Here is an 18,247-nt window from a genome sequence, read left to right on the forward strand (position 1 = left end):
CACATTCCTGTGCAGGAGACGGGCCACCGCCCGTTGTCGAGACACCAGGAGACCTGCATGTCCGCTGCCCTCAGTACAGCCATTTCCCGCGATCCGGCCACCGGCCAGCAGATCGCCAGCCACCCCTTCGCTACCGACGCCGAACTGGACGCCATCCTCGATCGCGGCCAGGTTGGCTTCGCCGCCTGGAGCACGAGGAGCCTCGAACAGCGTGCAGACGTATTGCGTGCGATGGCCGCGGTACTGCGCCGCGACCGTGAAAAGCTGGCTGCGCTGGCTACTGCCGAAATGGGCAAGGTCCAGGCCGAATCCCTGGCCGAAATCGAGAAGTGCGCCGTGCTGTGCGACTGGTATGCCGACCACGGTGCGCAGTTCCTGCGCGACGAGCCGACCCAGGTGCCTGACGACAAGGCTTACGTGTCCTACCTGCCGCTGGGCGTGGTGCTGGGCATCATGCCGTGGAACTTCCCGTACTGGCAGGTGATGCGCGCGGCGGTGCCGATCCTGATGGGCGGCAACGGCTTCCTGCTGAAGCCGGCCGAGAACATCGTCGGTACCGCGCAGCTGCTCGATGCCGCCTGGCGCGACGCTGGGTTGCCGGAAGGCACCTTCATCGCCGCCAACATCAGCCGCGACGGCACCAGCCGCGCGATCGCCGATGACCGCATCGCGGCGGTGACCCTGACCGGCAGTGTGGCCGCCGGCCGCAGCATTGCTGCCCAGGCCGGGCAGGCGCTGAAGAAGGTGGTGCTGGAACTGGGCGGCTCGGACCCGTTCATCGTGCTGGCCGACGCCGATCTGGACGCTGCCGTCGATGCGGCGGTGGCCTCACGCTTCCAGAACACCGGGCAGGTCTGCATCGCCGGCAAGCGCATCATCGTTGAAGACGCGGTATACGACCGTTTCGTGGCGCAGTTCTGCCAGAAGGTGCAGGCGCTGACCATCGGCGATGGTCGTGAAGCGGGTAATCGCATTGGTCCGATGGCACGCCAGGACCTGCTGGAACAGCTGGATGCGCAGGTACGCGCCTCGGTGGACGCGGGCGCGAAGCTGCTGGTCGGTGGCCATCAGCTGGATCGCCCGGGCGCGTTCTACGCACCCACCGTGCTGGCCGACGTGGAGCCGGGCATGCAGGCCTTCGATACCGAGACCTTCGGTCCGGTGGCCTCGATCAGCCGCGCTCGTGATGCCGACCATGCGGTGGAGCTGGCCAACCAGAGCGAGTTCGGTCTCAGCGGCAACCTGTGGACCGGCGACCGTGCCCGTGCGATGCAGCTTGCGCGCCGGCTGCAGACCGGCGGCGTGTTCGTCAACGGATTCTCTGCTTCGGACCCGCGCGTGCCGATCGGGGGCGTGAAGAAGAGCGGCTTCGGCCGCGAGCTCTCCCACTTCGGCATTCGCGAGTTCGTCAACGCGCAGACGGTCTGGTTCGACAAGCGTTGACGCGCAGCTTCCATCCTTCCTGCAACGATCCATCATCAGTCCAGCGAAAAGGACGGCATTCCAATGTCCAAGGGTTCAGATCTGCTTGTCGCCGCACTTGAGAACGAAGGCGTCGAGCGCATTTTCGGTATCCCCGGCGAAGAGAATCTCGACGTGGTCGAGTCGCTGCGCCATTCCAGCATCGAGCTGGTCATCACCCGCCACGAGCAGGCAGCGGTATTCATGGCGGCCACCTATGGCCGCCTGACCGGCAAGCCCGGGGTGTGCCTGGCCACGCTGGGGCCGGGCGCGCTGAACTTCACCACCGGCGCCGCCTACGCGCTGCTGGGTGCGTGGCCGGTCATCATGATCACTGGCCAGAAGGGCATCGTGGCCAGCAAGCAGGCACGCTTCCAGATCGTCGACATCGTCAGCACGATGAAGCCACTGACCAAGCAGGCGCGGCAGATCGTCTCGGCGCGCACCATCCCGACGATCGTGCGCGAGGCATTCCGCACCGCGCTGGAAGAGCGCCCGGGCCCGGTGCTGCTGGAGCTGCCCGAAGACATCGCGGCCGATGAGGTCGGGGACGTGGCGCTGATTCCGCCGCACGCGGTGGATCGTCCCATCGCCAGTCCGGAAGCACTGGACCGTGCGGCGGAGATCATCCGCAATGCCAAGCGACCGTTGCTGATGATCGCTTCGGCGGCGTCGCGGCCGCAGTCCAGCGAGGCGCTGTCGGCGTTCGTGCTGCGTGCCGGCATCCCGTTTTTCACCACGCAGATGGGCAAGGGCGCGGTGGCTGGCGGCTCGGGCCTGTACATGGGCACGGCCGCGCTGACCGAGCGCGACTACGTGCACATGGCCATCGACCAGGCCGATGTGATCGTGACCATCGGCCACGAGGTGACCGAGAAGCCGCCGTTCGTGATGCGTCCGGGTGGGCCGACCGTGATCCATATCGGCTATTCGCAGGCGGCGGTGGAGCAGGTGTACTTCCCGCAGGTGGAAGTGATCGGCGATATCGGCCGCTCGCTGACCCAGCTGGCCGACCGCATCGAAGGCGCGGTGCCGAACGCCGATGCGCTGCTGCCGTTGCGCGCGACCATCCTGGAGCACCTGGCCGCCCGTGCCGAGGAGGACGGCTTCACGCCTCAGCGGCTGGTGCATGACGTGCGCCAGGTGATGCCGCCGGACGGCATCGTGGCGCTGGACAACGGCATGTACAAGATCTGGTTTGCGCGTAACTACCGCACCCAGGTGGCCAACACGCTGCTGCTGGACAACGCGCTGGCGACCATGGGTGCGGGTCTGCCGTCGGCGATCATGGCTTCGATCCTGTATCCGCAGCGCCGGGTGCTGGCGGTATGTGGCGATGGCGGCTTCATGATGAACAGCCAGGAGCTGGAGACCGCCCGACGGCTGGGCCTGAACCTGGTGGTGCTGATCCTCAACGATGGGGCCTACGGCATGATCCGCTGGAAGCAGGCGGTGGATGGCTTCACCGACTACGGCATGACCTTCAGCAACCCCGATTTCGTGAAGTACGCGCAGGCCTATGGCTGCAAGGGGCATGAGGTGACCGCCATCGAGCAGTTCATCCCGACACTGGAGGCGGCGTTCAACGAGGGCGGGGTGCACCTGGTATCGGTGCCGGTGGATTACTCGGAAAACCAGCGGGTGCTGGTGGACGAGCTGCGGCAGGCCTTCCCGGGGAACGGCTGAGGTAGCGCCGGGCCACGCCCGGCGGATTCGTGCGCCGACCGACCGCCGGGCATGGCCCGGCGCTACCGGGCGCTGCCGGGGCCGGGGCGGGGCGGTTTTGGTATGCTGTCCAACCGGCTTTGCCGGCGCAGCATCCCCCCTCACTACACGATTCCCGCAGATCCATGAGCGAAGCTACCGATACCCCCCCCGTCGACGAAAACAAGTTGATTGCCGAGCGCCGTGAGAAACTCAAAGCGCTGCGTGGGCAGGGCATCGCGTACCCGAACGACTTCCGTCGCGAGGACTTCGCCGGCCGCCTGCAGGAAGAGTTCGCCGATGCCGAACAGTGGACCGCCGAGGCCCTGGAAGGTAACGGCCGCCAGGTGAAGATGGCCGGCCGCCTGATGGCCAAGCGCATCATGGGCAAGGCCAGTTTCGCGCAGATCCAGGACGAGTCCGGTCGCATCCAGCTGTTCCTGCAGGGCACGGTGCTGGGCGATGCCTATACCGCCTTCAAGGGCTGGGACGTGGGCGACATCATCGCCGTCGAAGGCGGCCTGACCCGTACCAAGACCGGCGAGCTGTCGGTCAAGGCCGAATCGATCCGCCTGCTGACCAAGTCGCTGCGCCCGCTGCCGGACAAGTGGCATGGCCTGGCCGACGTCGAGCAGCGCTATCGCCAGCGTTACGTCGACCTGATCGTGACCCCGGAATCGCGCGCGGTCTTCATCAAGCGCTCGAAGATCATCCGCGCCATGCGCGCGTGGCTGGACAACCGCGACTTCCTGGAAGTCGAGACGCCGATGATGCATTACATCCCCGGCGGCGCGGCGGCCAAGCCGTTCACCACCCACCATAACGCGCTGGACCTGGACCTGTACCTGCGCGTGGCGCCGGAGCTGTACCTCAAGCGCCTGACCGTGGGTGGCCTGGAGCGCGTGTACGAGATCAACCGCAACTTCCGCAACGAAGGCGTCAGCACCCGCCACAACCCGGAATTCACCATGATGGAGCTGTACGAGGCCTATGCCACGTACAACGAGATCATGGACCTGACCGAAGGCGTCATCCGTGACGTGGCCAAGGCGGTCAACGGCGGCACCGAGGTGGAGTGGGATGGTGCGAAGATCGACCTGGGCCCGGCGTTCCGCCGCTGGCGCATGGACGAGGCGGTGCGTCACCACAACCCGGAAATCTCCGCGGCCGACTGCACCGATCGCGACGCGCTGCTGCGCCATTGCGAGCGCTTGAAGATCCGCGTCAAGCCGTCCTACGGCTGGGGCAAGCTGCTGCTGGAGATCTTCGAGGCCACTGTCGAGCACACGCTGATCCAGCCGACCTTCATCACCGACCACCCGGTGGAAGTCTCGCCGCTGGCCCGCGCCAACGACAACGATCCGGGCTACACCGACCGCTTCGAGCTGTTCGTCAACGGCAAGGAGCTGGCCAACGGCTTCTCCGAGTTGAACGACCCGGAAGACCAGGCCCAGCGCTTCCAGGCCCAGGTGGCGGCGAAGGAGGGTGGCGACGACGAGGCCATGCACTACGACGCCGACTACATCCGTGCGTTGGAGTACGGCATGGCCCCGACCGGCGGCCTCGGCATCGGCGTTGATCGCCTGGTGATGCTGCTGACCGGCAGCAGCTCGATCCGGGACGTGCTGCTATTCCCGTACATGCGTCCGGAGCAGTAAGTCGTCTTTTTGACTCCTGTTTGTGCGCGCCGTCGCGAAATGAGACGGCGCGATTGACGCCTCCCGCACTCGGCGTATCGTTAATGCACTACCTTGACGTCTGTTATGGCTTGATCGGCGCCAGGGGGAGTACGCATTGTGGAGAGTCCGCTTCACAATGTGATGACGATCATGAACCGGGACGCATGACACGGGAGTCAGGCCGATGCAGGGTGCGAGCGTTCGCAGCGGCAGGGTATCCTCGCCTGCTGATGATCCAGCATGGTCGAGAAACCAGGCAGAGTACGCGTTGAACATCGTCATTGTTGACGACCAGACGTCCGCCCGGACGATGCTGCGTCACGTCATCGAGGACATCGCGCCCGAACTGAGCGTGTATGACTTCGGTGATCCGCTGACCGCATTGGCCTGGTGCGAGGCGCATCCGGTCGACCTGCTGCTGCTCGATTACCGCATGCCGGAGATGGACGGGCTGGAGTTCGCCCGCCGTTTCCGCCGCCTGCCCAAGCATCGCGACATTCCGGTGATCCTGATCACCGTGGTCGGCGACGAGCCGATTCGTCAGGCGGCGCTGGAAGCGGGGGTCATCGATTTCCTGGTCAAGCCGATCCGCCCGCGCGAACTGCGCGCGCGCTGCTACAACCTGCTGCAGCTGCGCCAGCAGACCGAGAACGTGAAGCAACGCGCGTTGTCGCTGGAACAGCGCTTGCTGGCGAGCATGCACGAGGTCGAGGAACGCGAACGCGAGACCCTGTCGCGATTGGCGCGGGCGATCGAGTTCCGTGATGCCGGCACCAGTGCCTACCTCGAGCGCATGGCGCGTGTGGCAGGGCTGATCGCCGAGCAGCTGGGCCTGCCCGAAGACGACGTGCGCCTGATCGAGATGGCGGCGCCGCTGCATGACATGGGCAAGATCGCCATTCCCGATGCCGTGCTGCTCAAGCAGGGCAAGCTCAACGACGAGGAGCTGGCGATCATGCGCCGGCACCCGCGCATCGGCCATGAACTGCTCAGCGGCAGCCAGAACCGCTTCATCCAGGTCGGCGCATTGATCGCGCTGCGCCACCACGAACGATACGACGGCAGCGGCTACCCGGATGGGCTGGTCGGTGAGGCGATTCCGCTGGAAGCGCGCATCGTCGCCGTGGCCGATGTCTTCGACGCACTCATCTCACCCCGTCCGTACAAGGAAGCATGGACCATGGAAGCCACACTGGCTTATCTGTACGCCCAGCGTGGCCGACTGTTCGACCCGCGCTGCGTGGATGCGCTGATGCGCGGTCGCCAGCAGTTGATGGATATCTGCGCCCAGCACTCGACGGCATCGACGCGACCGGGTGGGTGACATGCAGGACCTGTTCGCACGCGTGAGGCGTCAGCTGGCGCAGCGTCCGGATTCGGAACATGGCCAGGCGATCGTGCGGGTGGTGCTGATCTCGCTGATCCTGGTCTATGTACTGTTGTCCGGTGCCCGCCTGCACCGGCTGGACCAGTACCAGGGCGTGCTGGCAACGGTGCTGACCGGGCTGGGCCTGTCGCTACTGCTGTGCGGTTGGCTGCTGTGGAAGCCTGAGCGCTCGGACCCGCGGCGGGTGGCCGGGATGCTGGCCGATTACGGCCTGATCGCGGTCGGCATGATCCAGATGGGCGAGCCGCTGGCGTGGGTGTACGCGGTGGTGATGTGGGTCACGGTGGGCAACGGCCTGCGCTTCGGGCCGCGCTACTTGGCCGCTGCCATCGTGCTGGCGATGGTCAGTTTCGGCACCACCGTGCTGTTGACCCCTTACTGGCAGGCCAATCTGGGCCTGGCCATTTCCCTGTGGTTGGGGTTGCTGGCAGTACCGTTGTGCTGCTCCTCCCTGCTGCGCCGAAGGATGCGACATCCGACCATGGATACGACGCCCGCCGCTGGCTCCGACAAGCGCTCGCTGCTGGCCCGCTTCAAGCAGCGCCTGTCCGGGCGCGAGGACAGCGAGCACGCGCAGAACCTGATCCGCATCATCATCACGGCGCTGTTCATCAGCTATCTCGGCTGGCGTTCGCTGAGCGGTGGCGGTGAAGCGTTGACGACGACGTGGCTGATCCTCGCCTTCGAGCTGACCATTTCCGCCGGCCTGCTGACCGCGATCCTGGTCAATCCGGGTGTGTCGCATGTGCGCAGGGTGATCGGCATGCTGACCGACTACACCTGCATGGCCTGGATCATGACGATCCAGGGCGAGCCGGCGGCACCGCTGTATGCGGTGATGCTGTGGGTCACGATCGGCAACGGCATGCGCTACGGCAGCACCTACCTGCGCGTGGCCACTGCCATGGGCTGCCTGGCCTTCCTGTGCACGGTGATGCTGTCGCCATACTGGCGCGGCCACGACTATCTGGGCTGGGGCCTGCTGCTGGGCCTGGGCGCGATTCCGCTGTACTTCGATTCGCTGCTGCATGCCTTGACCCGGGCGGTGGCCGAGGCGCGCCAGGCCAATGAAGCCAAGAGCCGCTTCCTGGCCAACATGAGCCATGAATTCCGCACGCCGTTGAACGGGCTGGCCGGCATGACCGAGGTGCTGGCCACCACCCGCCTGGACGATGAACAGCGCGAGTGCCTGAACACCATCCAGGCCTCGACCCGCAGCCTGCTGGCGCTGGTGGAAGAGGTGCTGGACATCTCCGCGATCGAAGCCGGCAAGGTGCGCGTGGAGTGGCACGAGTTCGCGCTGGCCGATGTGCTGCAGGCGATCAACCTGATCCTCACCCCGCAGACCCGCTCCAAATCGCTGGACTATCGCGTGCAGGTGGACGACAACGTGCCGCCGCGCCTGCTGGGTGATGCCGGGCATCTGCAGCAGATCCTGCTGAACCTGATGGGCAACGCGGTCAAGTTCACCGACAGCGGCTACGTGCATCTGCGCGTGTCCAGCCCCGATGCCCTGGGCAGCGAGCGGATGCGCCTGCGCTTCGAGATCGTCGATACCGGCATCGGCGTGCCGGTGGCGTTGCGCGGGCGCCTGTTCAATGCCTTCGAGCAGGGCGATGTCGGCCTGGCCCGTCGCCATGAAGGCACCGGTCTGGGCACGGCCATTGCCAAGGGCCTGGTCGAGTCGATGGGCGGGCAGGTCGGCTATGCGCCGAACAGCCCGCGCGGCAGCGTGTTCTGGGTCGAGATCACGCTGGACGTCGCAGACACCTCATCAGCCCCGGCGGTTCCGTCCGAGGTGGCTGAAGCTGGGAATGTCATCGCGTTTTCCAATCCCTTCCTGCGCCATCGTGCACGGGTGCGCAGCCTGCGGGTTCTGGTGGCCGACGACCACGAAGCCAACCGCATGGTGCTGCAGCGGTTGCTGGAGAAGGCCGGCCACAAGGTCACCTGCGTCAATGGCGGCGCCGAAGTGCTGGATGCGTTGGAGCAGGCCAGTTACGACGCAGCGATCGTCGACCTGCACATGCCCGGCATGAGCGGACTGGACCTGCTCAAGCAATTGCGGGTGATGCAGGCCAGTGGCATGCCTTACGTTCCAGTCATGGTGCTGAGCGCGGACGTCACCCCCGAGTCCATCCTGCGTTGCGAGCAGGCCGGTGCCCGCGCCTTCCTTGCCAAGCCCGTGGTGGCCACCCGCCTGCTTGAAGTGCTGGCCGATGTCGCCGCCAACACCCGCGCCGAATCCGGCATCCAGTCGGTGCCGGCATTGCCGGTCGGCGATGGCGTGCTCGATACCGCAGTACTGGACGAGCTGGCGTCGCTGGGCATGGGCGATGGCTTCGAACGCAAGTTCATCGACCAATGCCTGGCGGACGTCGACGCGAGCATGGGCCAGCTGCAGGGCTGCGGCGAGCGCCAGGCCTGGGAGGATTTCCGCGAGCACGCACACGCGCTGCGCGGTGTGGCGAGCAACCTGGGGCTTGTCCAGGTTGCCGCCTCCAGTGGCGAAATCATGCGCATGGCGGACTGGCAGCTGAAGGGTGAATGGAGCGCCCGCCTCGGCAGCCTGGCGACCGCCCTGCGCAACGGCAGGAATGCGTTGGCTGCCCGTGGCGCGGGGGCACCGCACCGCGACGACAGCGAGCGCAGCCCGTCCTGACCCGCCAGACGCTCAGGCCGGGTCGCCATTGCGCCGGGCCTGCGCCCGTACCAGCCGATCCATGGTGCGCAGGGACTTCTCGCCGAGCTGCATGGCGGTGTCCACCCAGATCTCGGTGATCCGCATCATTTCATGCAGCGGCACCATGGTGGCGATCTCGTTGACCTCACGCATCGCTGCCCATGCGTGCGGAATGCGTCGGCTTTCCTTGATCACCTGTTCGACCGCGGCAACACCTTCGCCCACCGGCACCACGATGTCGACCAGGCCCATCTCCTTCAGCTGGCTGGCGGTGTAGAGGTTGCCTTCCAGCATGATCTTCTCGGCCAGGCGCGGGCTGATCCGCTGGCACAGGAAGGAGTAGGCGCCCATGCCCGGGAACAGGTCGAACAGCACCTCGGGCAGGCCCATCAGCACGCCTTCCTCGGCGACGATGGTGTGGCAGCTGAGTGCGGCCTCGAAGCCGCCACCCAGTGCATTGCCCTGGACCAGGGCGATGCTGTGGGCACGGGTACCCAGGCCGGCATGGAAGGCATGCACGCCGCGCACGCAGCGCTGGGCATAGTCGAGCAGGCGGGCGCGGTCGCCTTCACGGATCAGGCGGCAGAACAGTTCGAGGTCGCCCCCCAGGTTGAACACGTCGCTGTCCGAGGCAAGAACGACATGGGGTGACAGGGCGTGCGAGGCGCTGAGGCGGTCGCCCAGGTCGCGCTGGTAGTCGACGATGTCATCGACCAGGCGCGAGGCGAAGCACGGCCGGCCTGGCTGGTTGACCAGGTTGGCGTGCATGTGGATCCAGTAGACATCCCGCTCGGGCTCCTCGGTGATACGCAGGGTAGGGTGCTGCGAGGGGCGGGTGATGATGGGGCGTACTGCGGACATGGGAGTTCTCCGTGTGACCGTCCGGCCAACCGCAGAGCGGACGGAGAGGAGTGAGGGGGCGGGCTGAACGTGCGGCGGCGACTGATTCTATGCACCCGTCGTGAACCGCCCGCAAGCGCTGTACCGGCCATGTTCCGGTAACAGAAAGACCCCGCCGTCTCCGGCGGGGTCCCTGTATTGTCCCGTTGCCCGGAAACCCTTACTGGGCGGGCGTATCACGCAGCTCGCGACGGAGAATCTTGCCGACATTGGTCTTCGGCAGCTCTTTTCGGAATTCTACGATTCTGGGGTGCTTGTAACCGGTCAGGTTTGCCCGTGCATGTTCCTTGACCATTTCCGCGGTCAGGTTCGGGTCCTTCTTCACGATCACGACCTTGACCACTTCGCCGGACTTCTCGTCCGGGACACCGACGGCGGCGACTTCCAGCACGCCCGGCATCATCGCGATGACGTCTTCAACCTCATTCGGGTACACGTTGAAGCCGGACACCAGGATCATGTCCTTCTTGCGGTCCACGATGTAGAAGAAGCCCTTTTCGTCCATCTTCGCCATGTCGCCGGTGTGCAGCCAGCCGTCGGCGTCGATGGCGGTGGCGGTTTCTTCCGGCCGCTGCCAGTAGCCCTTCATCACCTGCGGGCCCTTGATGCACAGCTCGCCCACTTCGCCCAGCGCCAGGATATTGCCGTTGTCGTCCTTGATGCAGGCATCGGTGGACGGGATCGGCAGGCCAATGGCGCCGTTGTACTCGGGCAGGGTGAGCGGGTTGATGCAGGCTGCCGGCGAGGTCTCGGTCAGGCCGTAGGCTTCGACCAGGGTCACGCCGGTGACCTTCTTCCAGCGTTCGGCCACGGCACGTTGCACCGCCATGCCGCCGCCCAGAGTGAACTTGACCGAAGAGAAGTCGATCTCGTCGAAGCCCGGGGTGTTGAGCAGGCCGTTGAACAGCGTGTTGACGCCGGTGATGGCGGTGAAGCGGGTGCCCTTCAGTTCCTTGACGAAGCCCTTCATGTCGCGCGGGTTGGTGATCAGGTGATTGCAGCCACCGAACTTCATGAAGACCAGGCCATTCGCGGTCAGCGCGAAGATGTGGTAGAGCGGCAGGGCAGTGATGATCACTTCCTTGCCCGGCTCGATGCCCGAGGTGGACAGCCACGCCGACGCCTGCTGCATGTTGGCGATCAGGTTGCGGTTGGTCAGCATCGCACCCTTGGCCACGCCGGTGGTACCACCGGTGTACTGCAGGAAGGCGATGTCGTCGTGGTCGATCTCGACCGGCGGAAGCGCGAGGCGGCTGCCCAGCTTGAGCGCCTGCTTGAAGCGGACGGCGCCCTTGATGTGGTAGTTGGGCACCATCTTCTTGACGTACTTCAGCACGAAGTTGACGATCGCGCCCTTGGCGCCGAGCAGGTCGCCCAGGCCGGTGGTGACCACGTGCCTGACCGGCGTGTCGGCGATGACCTGCTCGACGGTGTCGCCGAAGTTGTCGACCACCACCAGCGCACTGACGCCCGCGTCGACCAGCTGGTGCTTGAGTTCGCGCGCGGTGTACAGCGGGTTGACGTTGACCACGGTCAGTCCGGCGCGCAGCACGCCGAAGGTGGCCACCGGGTACTGCAGGCAGTTGGGCATCATCAGGGCGACGCGGTCACCCTTCTTGAGCTTGAGCTCACCCAGCAGGTAGGCGGCGAACTGGGTGACCAGCGCATCCGTCTCACCATAGGTGAGGACCTTGCCGAAGCTGGAGTAGGCGGGACGGTCGCGGAATTTCGCGACGGAAGCGTCGAAGACCGAGGCGACCGAATGGAATTCGTTGACGTCGATTTCGGCGGGAACGCCTTTCGGATAGCTCTGCAGCCAGGGACGATCCAGACTCATATTCCCCCTCCAGGAATCGTGATGTATTAGGTTCGGCCCTGAGCGTAGCGACAATGGCCGTTCATTGCAGCATACCCCGCCGTAGGGAAAACGCGAAGAGGGGTTTGCGCGGCGCATTGTGCGAACGCGTCAAACGCCGCCGGGCATGGCCCGGCGCTACCGAAGGCAGGACGCGCCTGGTAGCGCCGGGCCATGCCCGGCGGGTGTTTCACCGTGAGCGGCTGGCTCAGCCCTGCTTGCGCACCGGTGCGCCGTTGGCCTTGTAGTACGGCGCGGTGCTGCGGGCCAGCGGGGTGCGGCCGCGGATCACGTCGGCCAGCTTCTCGGCCATCATGATGGTCGGCGCGTTGAGGTTGCCGGTCACCACCTGCGGCATGATCGAGGCATCGACGATGCGCAGGCCTTCCAGGCCGTGCACGCGGCCCTGGCCATCGACCACCGCCATCGGGTCATCGGCATGGCCCATCTTGTTCGAGCACGACGGGTGGTAGGCGGTCTCGGCATGCTCGCGCACGAATGCGTCGATCTGCGCGTCGGTCTGCAGCGCGCTGCCCGGCGAGATCTCGCGGCCGCTGTACGGTGCCAGCGCCGGCTGCGCGAAGATCTCGCGGGTGATGCGGATCGCCGCGCGGAACTCACGCCAGTCCTGCTCGTGCGACATGTAGTTGAACAGGATGCTCGGATGTTCGCGCGGATCCTTCGAACGCACATGGATGCGGCCGCGGCTGGGCGAGCGCATCGAACCGACGTGCATCTGGAAGCTGTGCGCCTTGATCGGGTTGGAGCCGTTGTAATTGATCGCCACCGGTAGGAAGTGGTACTGCAGGTTCGGCCAGTCGAATTCGGCATCGCTGCGGATGAAGCCACCGGCCTCGAACTGGTTGCTGGCGCCGATGCCGGTGCCCAGGAACAGCCACTCGGCACCGATCGCCGGCTGGTTGTACAGCTTCAGTGCCGGCGCCAGCGACACCGGCTTCTTGCATTCGTACTGCAGGTACATCTCCAGGTGATCCTGCAGGTTGGCGCCGACGCCTGGCAGGTGGTGCACCAGGTCGATGTCCAGGCTGCGCAGCAGGTCGGCCGGGCCGACGCCCGAGCGCTGCAGGATCTGCGGCGAGGCGATGGCGCCGCCGCACAGCAGTACTTCGCGGCGGGCGGTGGCACGCTGCGGCTGGTCGTTGTGCAGCCACTGCACGCCCACCGCACGCTTGCCCGAGAACAGGATGCGGTCGGTCAGCGCGTGGGTGACGATGGTCAGGTTCGGACGCGGCTTGGCCAGGTCCAGGTAGCCGCGGGCAGTGCTGGAGCGACGGCCCTTCGGGGTCACCGTGCGGTCCATCGGGCCGAAGCCTTCCTGCTGGTAGCCGTTGAGGTCGTCGGTGCGCGGATAGCCAGCCTGCACGCCGGCTTCGACCATCGCCGCGAACAGCTCGTTGTTGCCGGCCTTCGGCGTGGTCACGCGCAGCGGGCCGTCGCCACCGTGGTAGTCATTGGGGCCGATGTCGCGGGTTTCGGCCTTGCGGAAGTAGGGCAGGCAGTCCAGGTAGGTCCAGTCTTCCAGGCCCGGCATGCTGGCCCAGTTGTCGTAGTCCATCGCGTTGCCGCGGATGTAGCACATGCCGTTGATCAGCGACGAGCCGCCCAGGCCCTTGCCGCGGCCGCAGTCCATGCGGCGGTTGTTCATGAAGGGCTCGGGATCGGTCTTGTACGCCCAGTTGTAGCGCTTGCCCTGCAGCGGGAAGGCCAGTGCCGCCGGCATCTGGGTACGGAAGTCGAGCCGGTAGTCCGGGCCACCGGCTTCCAGCAGCAGCACGCTGACATCGGCATCTTCGGTGAGGCGGGTGGCCAGCACGTTGCCGGCCGAACCGGCGCCGATGATGATGTAGTCGTACTCGTTATGGGTGCTCATGGGTGTCTCCTGCAGGCCGGGGCGCGCTGCATGCAGGCGTCCCGGCGGAATGTCGGATCGGCACGATGGCCGGACGATGGGGCGCGCGCAGCGCGCGCCGGTCAGAACACGCTGGCGTAGTCGCCCAGCTCGACCTGCACCGACTTGATGCGGGTGTAGTGGCCGAGGGTGGAGATGCCGTTCTCGCGGCCGACGCCGGATTCCTTGTAGCCGCCGACCGGCATTTCGGCCGGCGATTCGCCCCAGGTGTTGATCCAGCAGATGCCGGCTTCCAGGCGGTGGATGATGCGGTGGGCGCGGCTGACGTCCTTGCTGACCACGCCGGCGGCCAGGCCGAAGGTGGTGTCGTTGGCGCGGCGCACCACTTCGTCCTCGTCGTCGTAGGCGAGGATGCTCATCACCGGCCCGAAGATCTCTTCCTTGACGATGGTCATGTCATCGCGGCAGTCGGAGAACACGGTCGGCAGCACGTAGGCGCCATTGGCCAGCGCGCCTTCGGTGGCGCGGCCGCCGCCGGTCAGCAGGCGGGCGCCTTCGGTCTTGCCGCTTTCGATGTAGCGCAGCACGTTTTCCATGTGCGGGAAGCTGGTCAGCGGGCCGAAGTTGGTCTCGGCGGCCATCGGGTCGCCGATGCGGATGCGCTTGACGCGCTCGACAACAGCGGCTTCGAACGCGGCCAGCATGCTGCGCGGCACGAACACGCGGGTACCGTTGGTGCAGACCTGGCCGGAGCTGAAGAAGTTGGCCATCACCGCGATGTCGGCGGCACGGTCCAGATCGGCGTCATCGCAGATCACCAGCGGCGACTTGCCGCCCAGCTCCATGGTCACTTCCTTCAGCGACGAGGACGCGGCGCTGGCCATGACCTTCTTGCCGGTGGCGACGCCGCCGGTGAAGGAGATCTTCTCGATCACCGGGTGCTCGGTCAGCCACTGGCCGATCTCGCGGCCCGGGCCCTGCACGACGTTGAACACACCGGCCGGCACGCCGGCTTCGGTGTAGATCTCGGCCAGCCGGATCGCGGTCAACGGGGTGACTTCGGAGGGCTTGAACACCATTGCGTTGCCGGCGGCGAGGGCCGGGGCCGACTTCCACATGGCGATCTGGATCGGGTAGTTCCAAGCACCGATGCCGGCGACCACGCCCAGCGGCTCGCGGCGGGTGTAGAAGAAGCTCGATTCGCGCAGCGGCAGCTGGATGCCTTCGATGGCGGTGGCCAGGCCGGCGTAGTACTCGACCACGTCGGCGCCGGTGACGATGTCCACGGTGGTGGTTTCGGCCAGCGCCTTGCCGGTGTCCAGGGTTTCCAGGTGGGCCAGTTCGTCGTTGCGCTCGCGCAGGAGCTCGACGGCACGGCGCAGGATGCGCGAACGCTCCATGGCCGTCATCGCGGCCCACACCTTCTGGCCTTCGGCTGCGCTCTGCACGGCACGCTCGACGTCGGTCTGGCTGGCGACCTGCACTTCAGCGATCACCTCGCCGGTGGCCGGGTTGATGGTCTTGAAGGTCTTGCCGCTGGTGGCATCGACGCGCTGGCCGTGGATGTAGAGCTGTTGGACGGGCAGGGTGGTCATGGGGCGTACTCCTTGGAAGGGGGCGGGTGCTGAAGCGCTTATAGCGCGACAGCCTGCAACTGGAAGTCGATATAGCCGTAAGCGATGCGCCGGGACTTCTCGGCATTGAACTGGCCGCCGACCAGGCTGCCGCGCAGCCACAGGCCGTCAATCATCGCGGCCAGGCCGCGGGCGGCCAGGCGGGCCTGCGGGTGGGGCAGCAGGCGGTTGAACTGGTGGCACAGGTTCGAGAACAGGCGCTGGTCGTTGGCGCGCTGCAGCCGGGCCAGTTCCGGCTGGTGCATGCTCGCGGCCCAGAAGGTGAGCCAGACGCGCATGGCGGTGCCGTTGATCTGGCTGTCGTCGAAGTTGCCATCGACGATGGCGCGCAGCTGCTCGCGCGGGTCGTCGCTGGCGTCGGCCCGGTAGCGGGCGACCGCGTCCTTCAGTTCGCGCAGGATCTGCCGCATTGCAGCATTGAGCAGGCCGTCCTTGTCGCCGAAGTAGTGGGCGACGATGCCGCTGGACAGCCCGGCCTTCTTCGCGATGGTGGCGACGGTCGCATCGGCCATGCCGATCTCGTCGATGGTCTGGAAAGTGGCCCGGATCAGCTGCTCGCGCCGTACCGGTTCCACGCCTTTCTTCGGCATTGTCTCTCCACGGATTGCGACCCGAAGGATCGGGCTGCCCGCCATTATGCTTTTTATTGATTGAACGTTCAATCAATAAACCCTAGGATGCGCTCGCGCCCCACGCCATGGGCCCGGTTTACCGGTCCGGCCCCGCCCATGTGCTCCCTCGGACTTGATGAGACGACCCCATGTCTTCCCTGGCTCATCCCAAGCGTTCGCCCCTGCGCTTGAACCGTTTTGTGTTCTTCAGTTCCTCGGTGTCGATCGGCATCCTCGGGCTGCTCACCGTTCTCTATCCCGAAGGCAGCGAGCACTGGCTGCAATGGGCGCAGGCCGAAGTGTCGGCCGCGTTCGGCTGGTGGTACATGCTGCTGATCGTGCTGTGCCTCGGCTTCGTGCTGTGGCTGGCGTTCTCGCCGTATGGCCGCATCCGCCTGGGCCACAACGAGGAATCACCGGCCTTCGGCTACGTCGCATGGGTGTCGATGCTGTTCTCGGCCGGCATCGGCATCGCGCTGCTGTACTACGGTGCCTACGAACCGCTGGACCATTTCCTCAATCCGCCCGGGCAGCCCGGCGGCACCGTGGCCGCCGGCCGCGAGGCGATGGTGCTGACCTTCCTGCACTGGGGCCTGCACGGCTGGGCGCTGTACGCGCTGGTCGGCGTGGCGCTGGGCTACTTCGCCTACCGCCGCGACCTGCCGCTGGCGTTGCGCTCGGCGCTGTACCCGATCTTCGGTGAGCGCATCCATGGCCGCATCGGCGACATGGTGGATGGCTTCGGTATCCTGGCTACGCTGATCTCGATGGTGACCAACCTCGGCATCGGTGCGCTGGTGGTGCAGTCCGGCCTGGTCTATCTGTTCCACATCCCGGATACGCCGCAGGTGCTGGTGGCGATCGTGCTGGTGATGATGGTGGTGGCCACCATCGGTGTGGTGGCTGGCGTGGAAAAGGGCATTGCCTGGCTCTCCAACCTCAACGTGCGTCTGCTGTGCGGTCTGCTGCTGTTCGTGCTGGTCACCGGCCCGACCCTGCACCTGTTCGACGGCCTGATCCAGAACACCGGCGACTACCTCGGCGCGTTCGTGCGCAAGAGCTTCGACATGTACCTCAACGACCCGAAGGGCCGTGAGTGGATGGGTTCGTGGACGCTGTTCTACTGGGCCTGGTGGATCGCCTGGGCGCCGTTTGTCGGCCTTTTCGTGGCGCGCATCTCGCGTGGCCGCACCATCCGTGAAGTGATCATGGGCGTGCTGCTGATCCCGCTCGGCTTCACCCTGGCCTGGCTGTCGATCTTCGGCAACACCGCCATCGACCTGGTGCTCAACCATGGCCAGGCGATCCTGGGTGAGGTGGCCCAGCACGATGCGGCGATGACGCTGTTCAAGCTGCTGGAATACCTGCCCGCCGCGCCGTATGTAGCCGGTGCCGCGGTGGTGATCGGTTTCGTGCTGTTCCTGACCCCGGTCGATTCGGGCACGCTGATGATCGCCAATCTGTGCACCCGTCGTGTCGATGACGGCGTCGAGGACGGTCACGACGCACCGATCTGGCTGCGCGTGTTCTGGGCGGCCGGCATCACCGTGGCCAGCGTCGGCCTGCTGCTGGCCGGCAACTTCAGTGCGATGCAGACCGCAGTGGTGCTGTGCGGCCTGCCGTTCTCGTTCACCCTGGCGTTCTACATGTGGGGCCTGCTGAAGGCGCTGCGTACCGACCCGGACGCGCCGCGGCGCTGAGGTCAGGAGGTCGCGATTTCGTTGTTGTCTGAAAGACAGCTGCGCCTGCCGGCTGCAATCATCGCTCGACATTTCGCTGCTGGAGTCGAGTGATGATTCGCACGCTGGGTCTTTCTTTACTGTTGTCCCTTTCCTGCCTGCCTGCGGCGTTGGCCGCACCTCCGGTGCAGCTTGATTTCCCGGTGCTGGCGCTGGGCGAAACCGCGCCGGTACGCCTGCAACTGGCTCCGCATGCGGGCGGGCTGGCTGCCTACTCGATCCACACGAACAGCAGGTACAGCGCAGTAGTCAGTGGCTACGAGGTGACCAGTGTGCAGTGCCCGCCGGGCTTCCAGTCCAACCTGTATGGCGAAGGCCGCGGCGCGGTCTGCTATCGCACCGAGGACGTGCCGCATGCTGGAGGCGTGATGGTGGTGCAGGTCGTCAACGTCGACGCACCCGATGGACACACCGCCTGGGAAGAGGGGCTGGGCTTCCTGGATGCCCATGGTCCGCTCCAGAATGCCCCGTGGCATCTCTTTGGTGTGCGACCTTGAGCGTGTAAAGCAGACGGCCGGATCCTTGGATCCGGCCGTCTGGGTAATGCAGGTGGTCGCAGTAGAGCGAGCTCGACTCTACTTGGCTGCCAGCTGGCGCAGCACGTACTGCAGCAGGCCGCCGTGGTGGGCGAGGAGGCGCGCTTGCGAACCACTGGTTCGCGCGTCTCCGCAGCGCCCCCGCGCTGGCGCGGGGGCCGGGCTTCCGCCCGTTGGTACCGGGGGAA

Annotated in this window: 12 protein-coding genes; 7 read left to right on the plus strand and 5 right to left on the minus strand. The window is 66.0% G+C overall.

The features are described 5' to 3' along the window. Positions 1 to 57: 57 nt before the first annotated feature. The 5 genes from AC5QAH_RS12190 (at position 58) to AC5QAH_RS12210 (ending at position 8,893) form a co-directional block, all read left to right on the plus strand. Positions 58 to 1,443, plus strand: coding sequence for an NAD-dependent succinate-semialdehyde dehydrogenase (locus AC5QAH_RS12190; RefSeq protein WP_049453527.1), 1,386 nt, complete (start codon positions 58 to 60; stop codon positions 1,441 to 1,443). A gap of 63 nt (positions 1,444 to 1,506) precedes the next feature. Continuing rightward, positions 1,507 to 3,147 (plus strand): acetolactate synthase large subunit, encoded by a 1,641-nt coding sequence (locus AC5QAH_RS12195; RefSeq protein WP_043398967.1) that lies wholly within the window; start codon positions 1,507 to 1,509, stop codon positions 3,145 to 3,147. Between the two features lie 164 nt (positions 3,148 to 3,311). Next, positions 3,312 to 4,823 (plus strand): lysine--tRNA ligase, encoded by a 1,512-nt coding sequence (gene lysS, locus AC5QAH_RS12200; RefSeq protein ID WP_010482504.1) that lies wholly within the window; start codon positions 3,312 to 3,314, stop codon positions 4,821 to 4,823. 205 nt (positions 4,824 to 5,028) lie between these two features. Beyond that, positions 5,029 to 6,168, plus strand: a complete 1,140-nt coding sequence (gene rpfG / locus AC5QAH_RS12205; protein WP_159360096.1) for a cyclic di-GMP phosphodiesterase response regulator RpfG — start codon at positions 5,029 to 5,031, stop codon at positions 6,166 to 6,168. Between the two features lies 1 nt (position 6,169). After that, on the plus strand, positions 6,170 to 8,893 hold the full coding sequence (locus AC5QAH_RS12210) for a response regulator (protein ID WP_481477961.1): 2,724 nt from the start codon (positions 6,170 to 6,172) through the stop codon (positions 8,891 to 8,893). A gap of 12 nt (positions 8,894 to 8,905) precedes the next feature. Here the strand turns inward: AC5QAH_RS12210 and rpfF are convergent, their stop codons facing one another. The 5 genes from rpfF to betI all read right to left on the minus strand — a co-directional run bounded on the left by rpfF (position 8,906) and on the right by betI (position 15,763). Continuing rightward, positions 8,906 to 9,775, minus strand: coding sequence for a diffusible signal factor synthase RpfF (gene rpfF / locus AC5QAH_RS12215; RefSeq protein ID WP_049413283.1), 870 nt, complete (start codon positions 9,773 to 9,775; stop codon positions 8,906 to 8,908). Positions 9,776 to 9,974: 199 nt separating this feature from the next. Beyond that, positions 9,975 to 11,651 (minus strand): long-chain fatty acid--CoA ligase, encoded by a 1,677-nt coding sequence (locus AC5QAH_RS12220; RefSeq protein WP_043398960.1) that lies wholly within the window; start codon positions 11,649 to 11,651, stop codon positions 9,975 to 9,977. Positions 11,652 to 11,877: 226 nt separating this feature from the next. Then, the gene (gene betA / locus AC5QAH_RS12225) at positions 11,878 to 13,560 is read right to left on the minus strand and encodes a choline dehydrogenase (RefSeq protein ID WP_010482497.1); all 1,683 of its coding nucleotides are present in this window, start codon (positions 13,558 to 13,560) and stop codon (positions 11,878 to 11,880) included. Between the two features lie 101 nt (positions 13,561 to 13,661). Further along, positions 13,662 to 15,134: a betaine-aldehyde dehydrogenase gene (gene betB / locus AC5QAH_RS12230; protein WP_019338548.1), complete on the minus strand. Its 1,473-nt coding sequence runs from the start codon at positions 15,132 to 15,134 to the stop codon at positions 13,662 to 13,664. Positions 15,135 to 15,172: 38 nt separating this feature from the next. Next, the gene (gene betI, locus AC5QAH_RS12235; protein ID WP_005409501.1) at positions 15,173 to 15,763 is read right to left on the minus strand and encodes a transcriptional regulator BetI; all 591 of its coding nucleotides are present in this window, start codon (positions 15,761 to 15,763) and stop codon (positions 15,173 to 15,175) included. Between the two features lie 170 nt (positions 15,764 to 15,933). Here betI and AC5QAH_RS12240 point away from each other — a divergent pair, with 170 nt between their 5' ends. Together AC5QAH_RS12240 and AC5QAH_RS12245 are read left to right on the plus strand one after the other, a co-directional pair. Then, a complete protein-coding gene (locus AC5QAH_RS12240) occupies positions 15,934 to 17,484 on the plus strand; it encodes a BCCT family transporter (RefSeq protein WP_049453529.1) in 1,551 nt (516 codons plus the stop codon). Between the two features lie 92 nt (positions 17,485 to 17,576). After that, entirely contained in the window at positions 17,577 to 18,020 is a 444-nt protein-coding gene (locus tag AC5QAH_RS12245; protein WP_262103064.1) for a hypothetical protein, read from the plus strand. Positions 18,021 to 18,247: the final 227 nt, after the last annotated feature.

Source organism: Stenotrophomonas sp. YJH_SMC_43 (assembly GCF_059372535.1).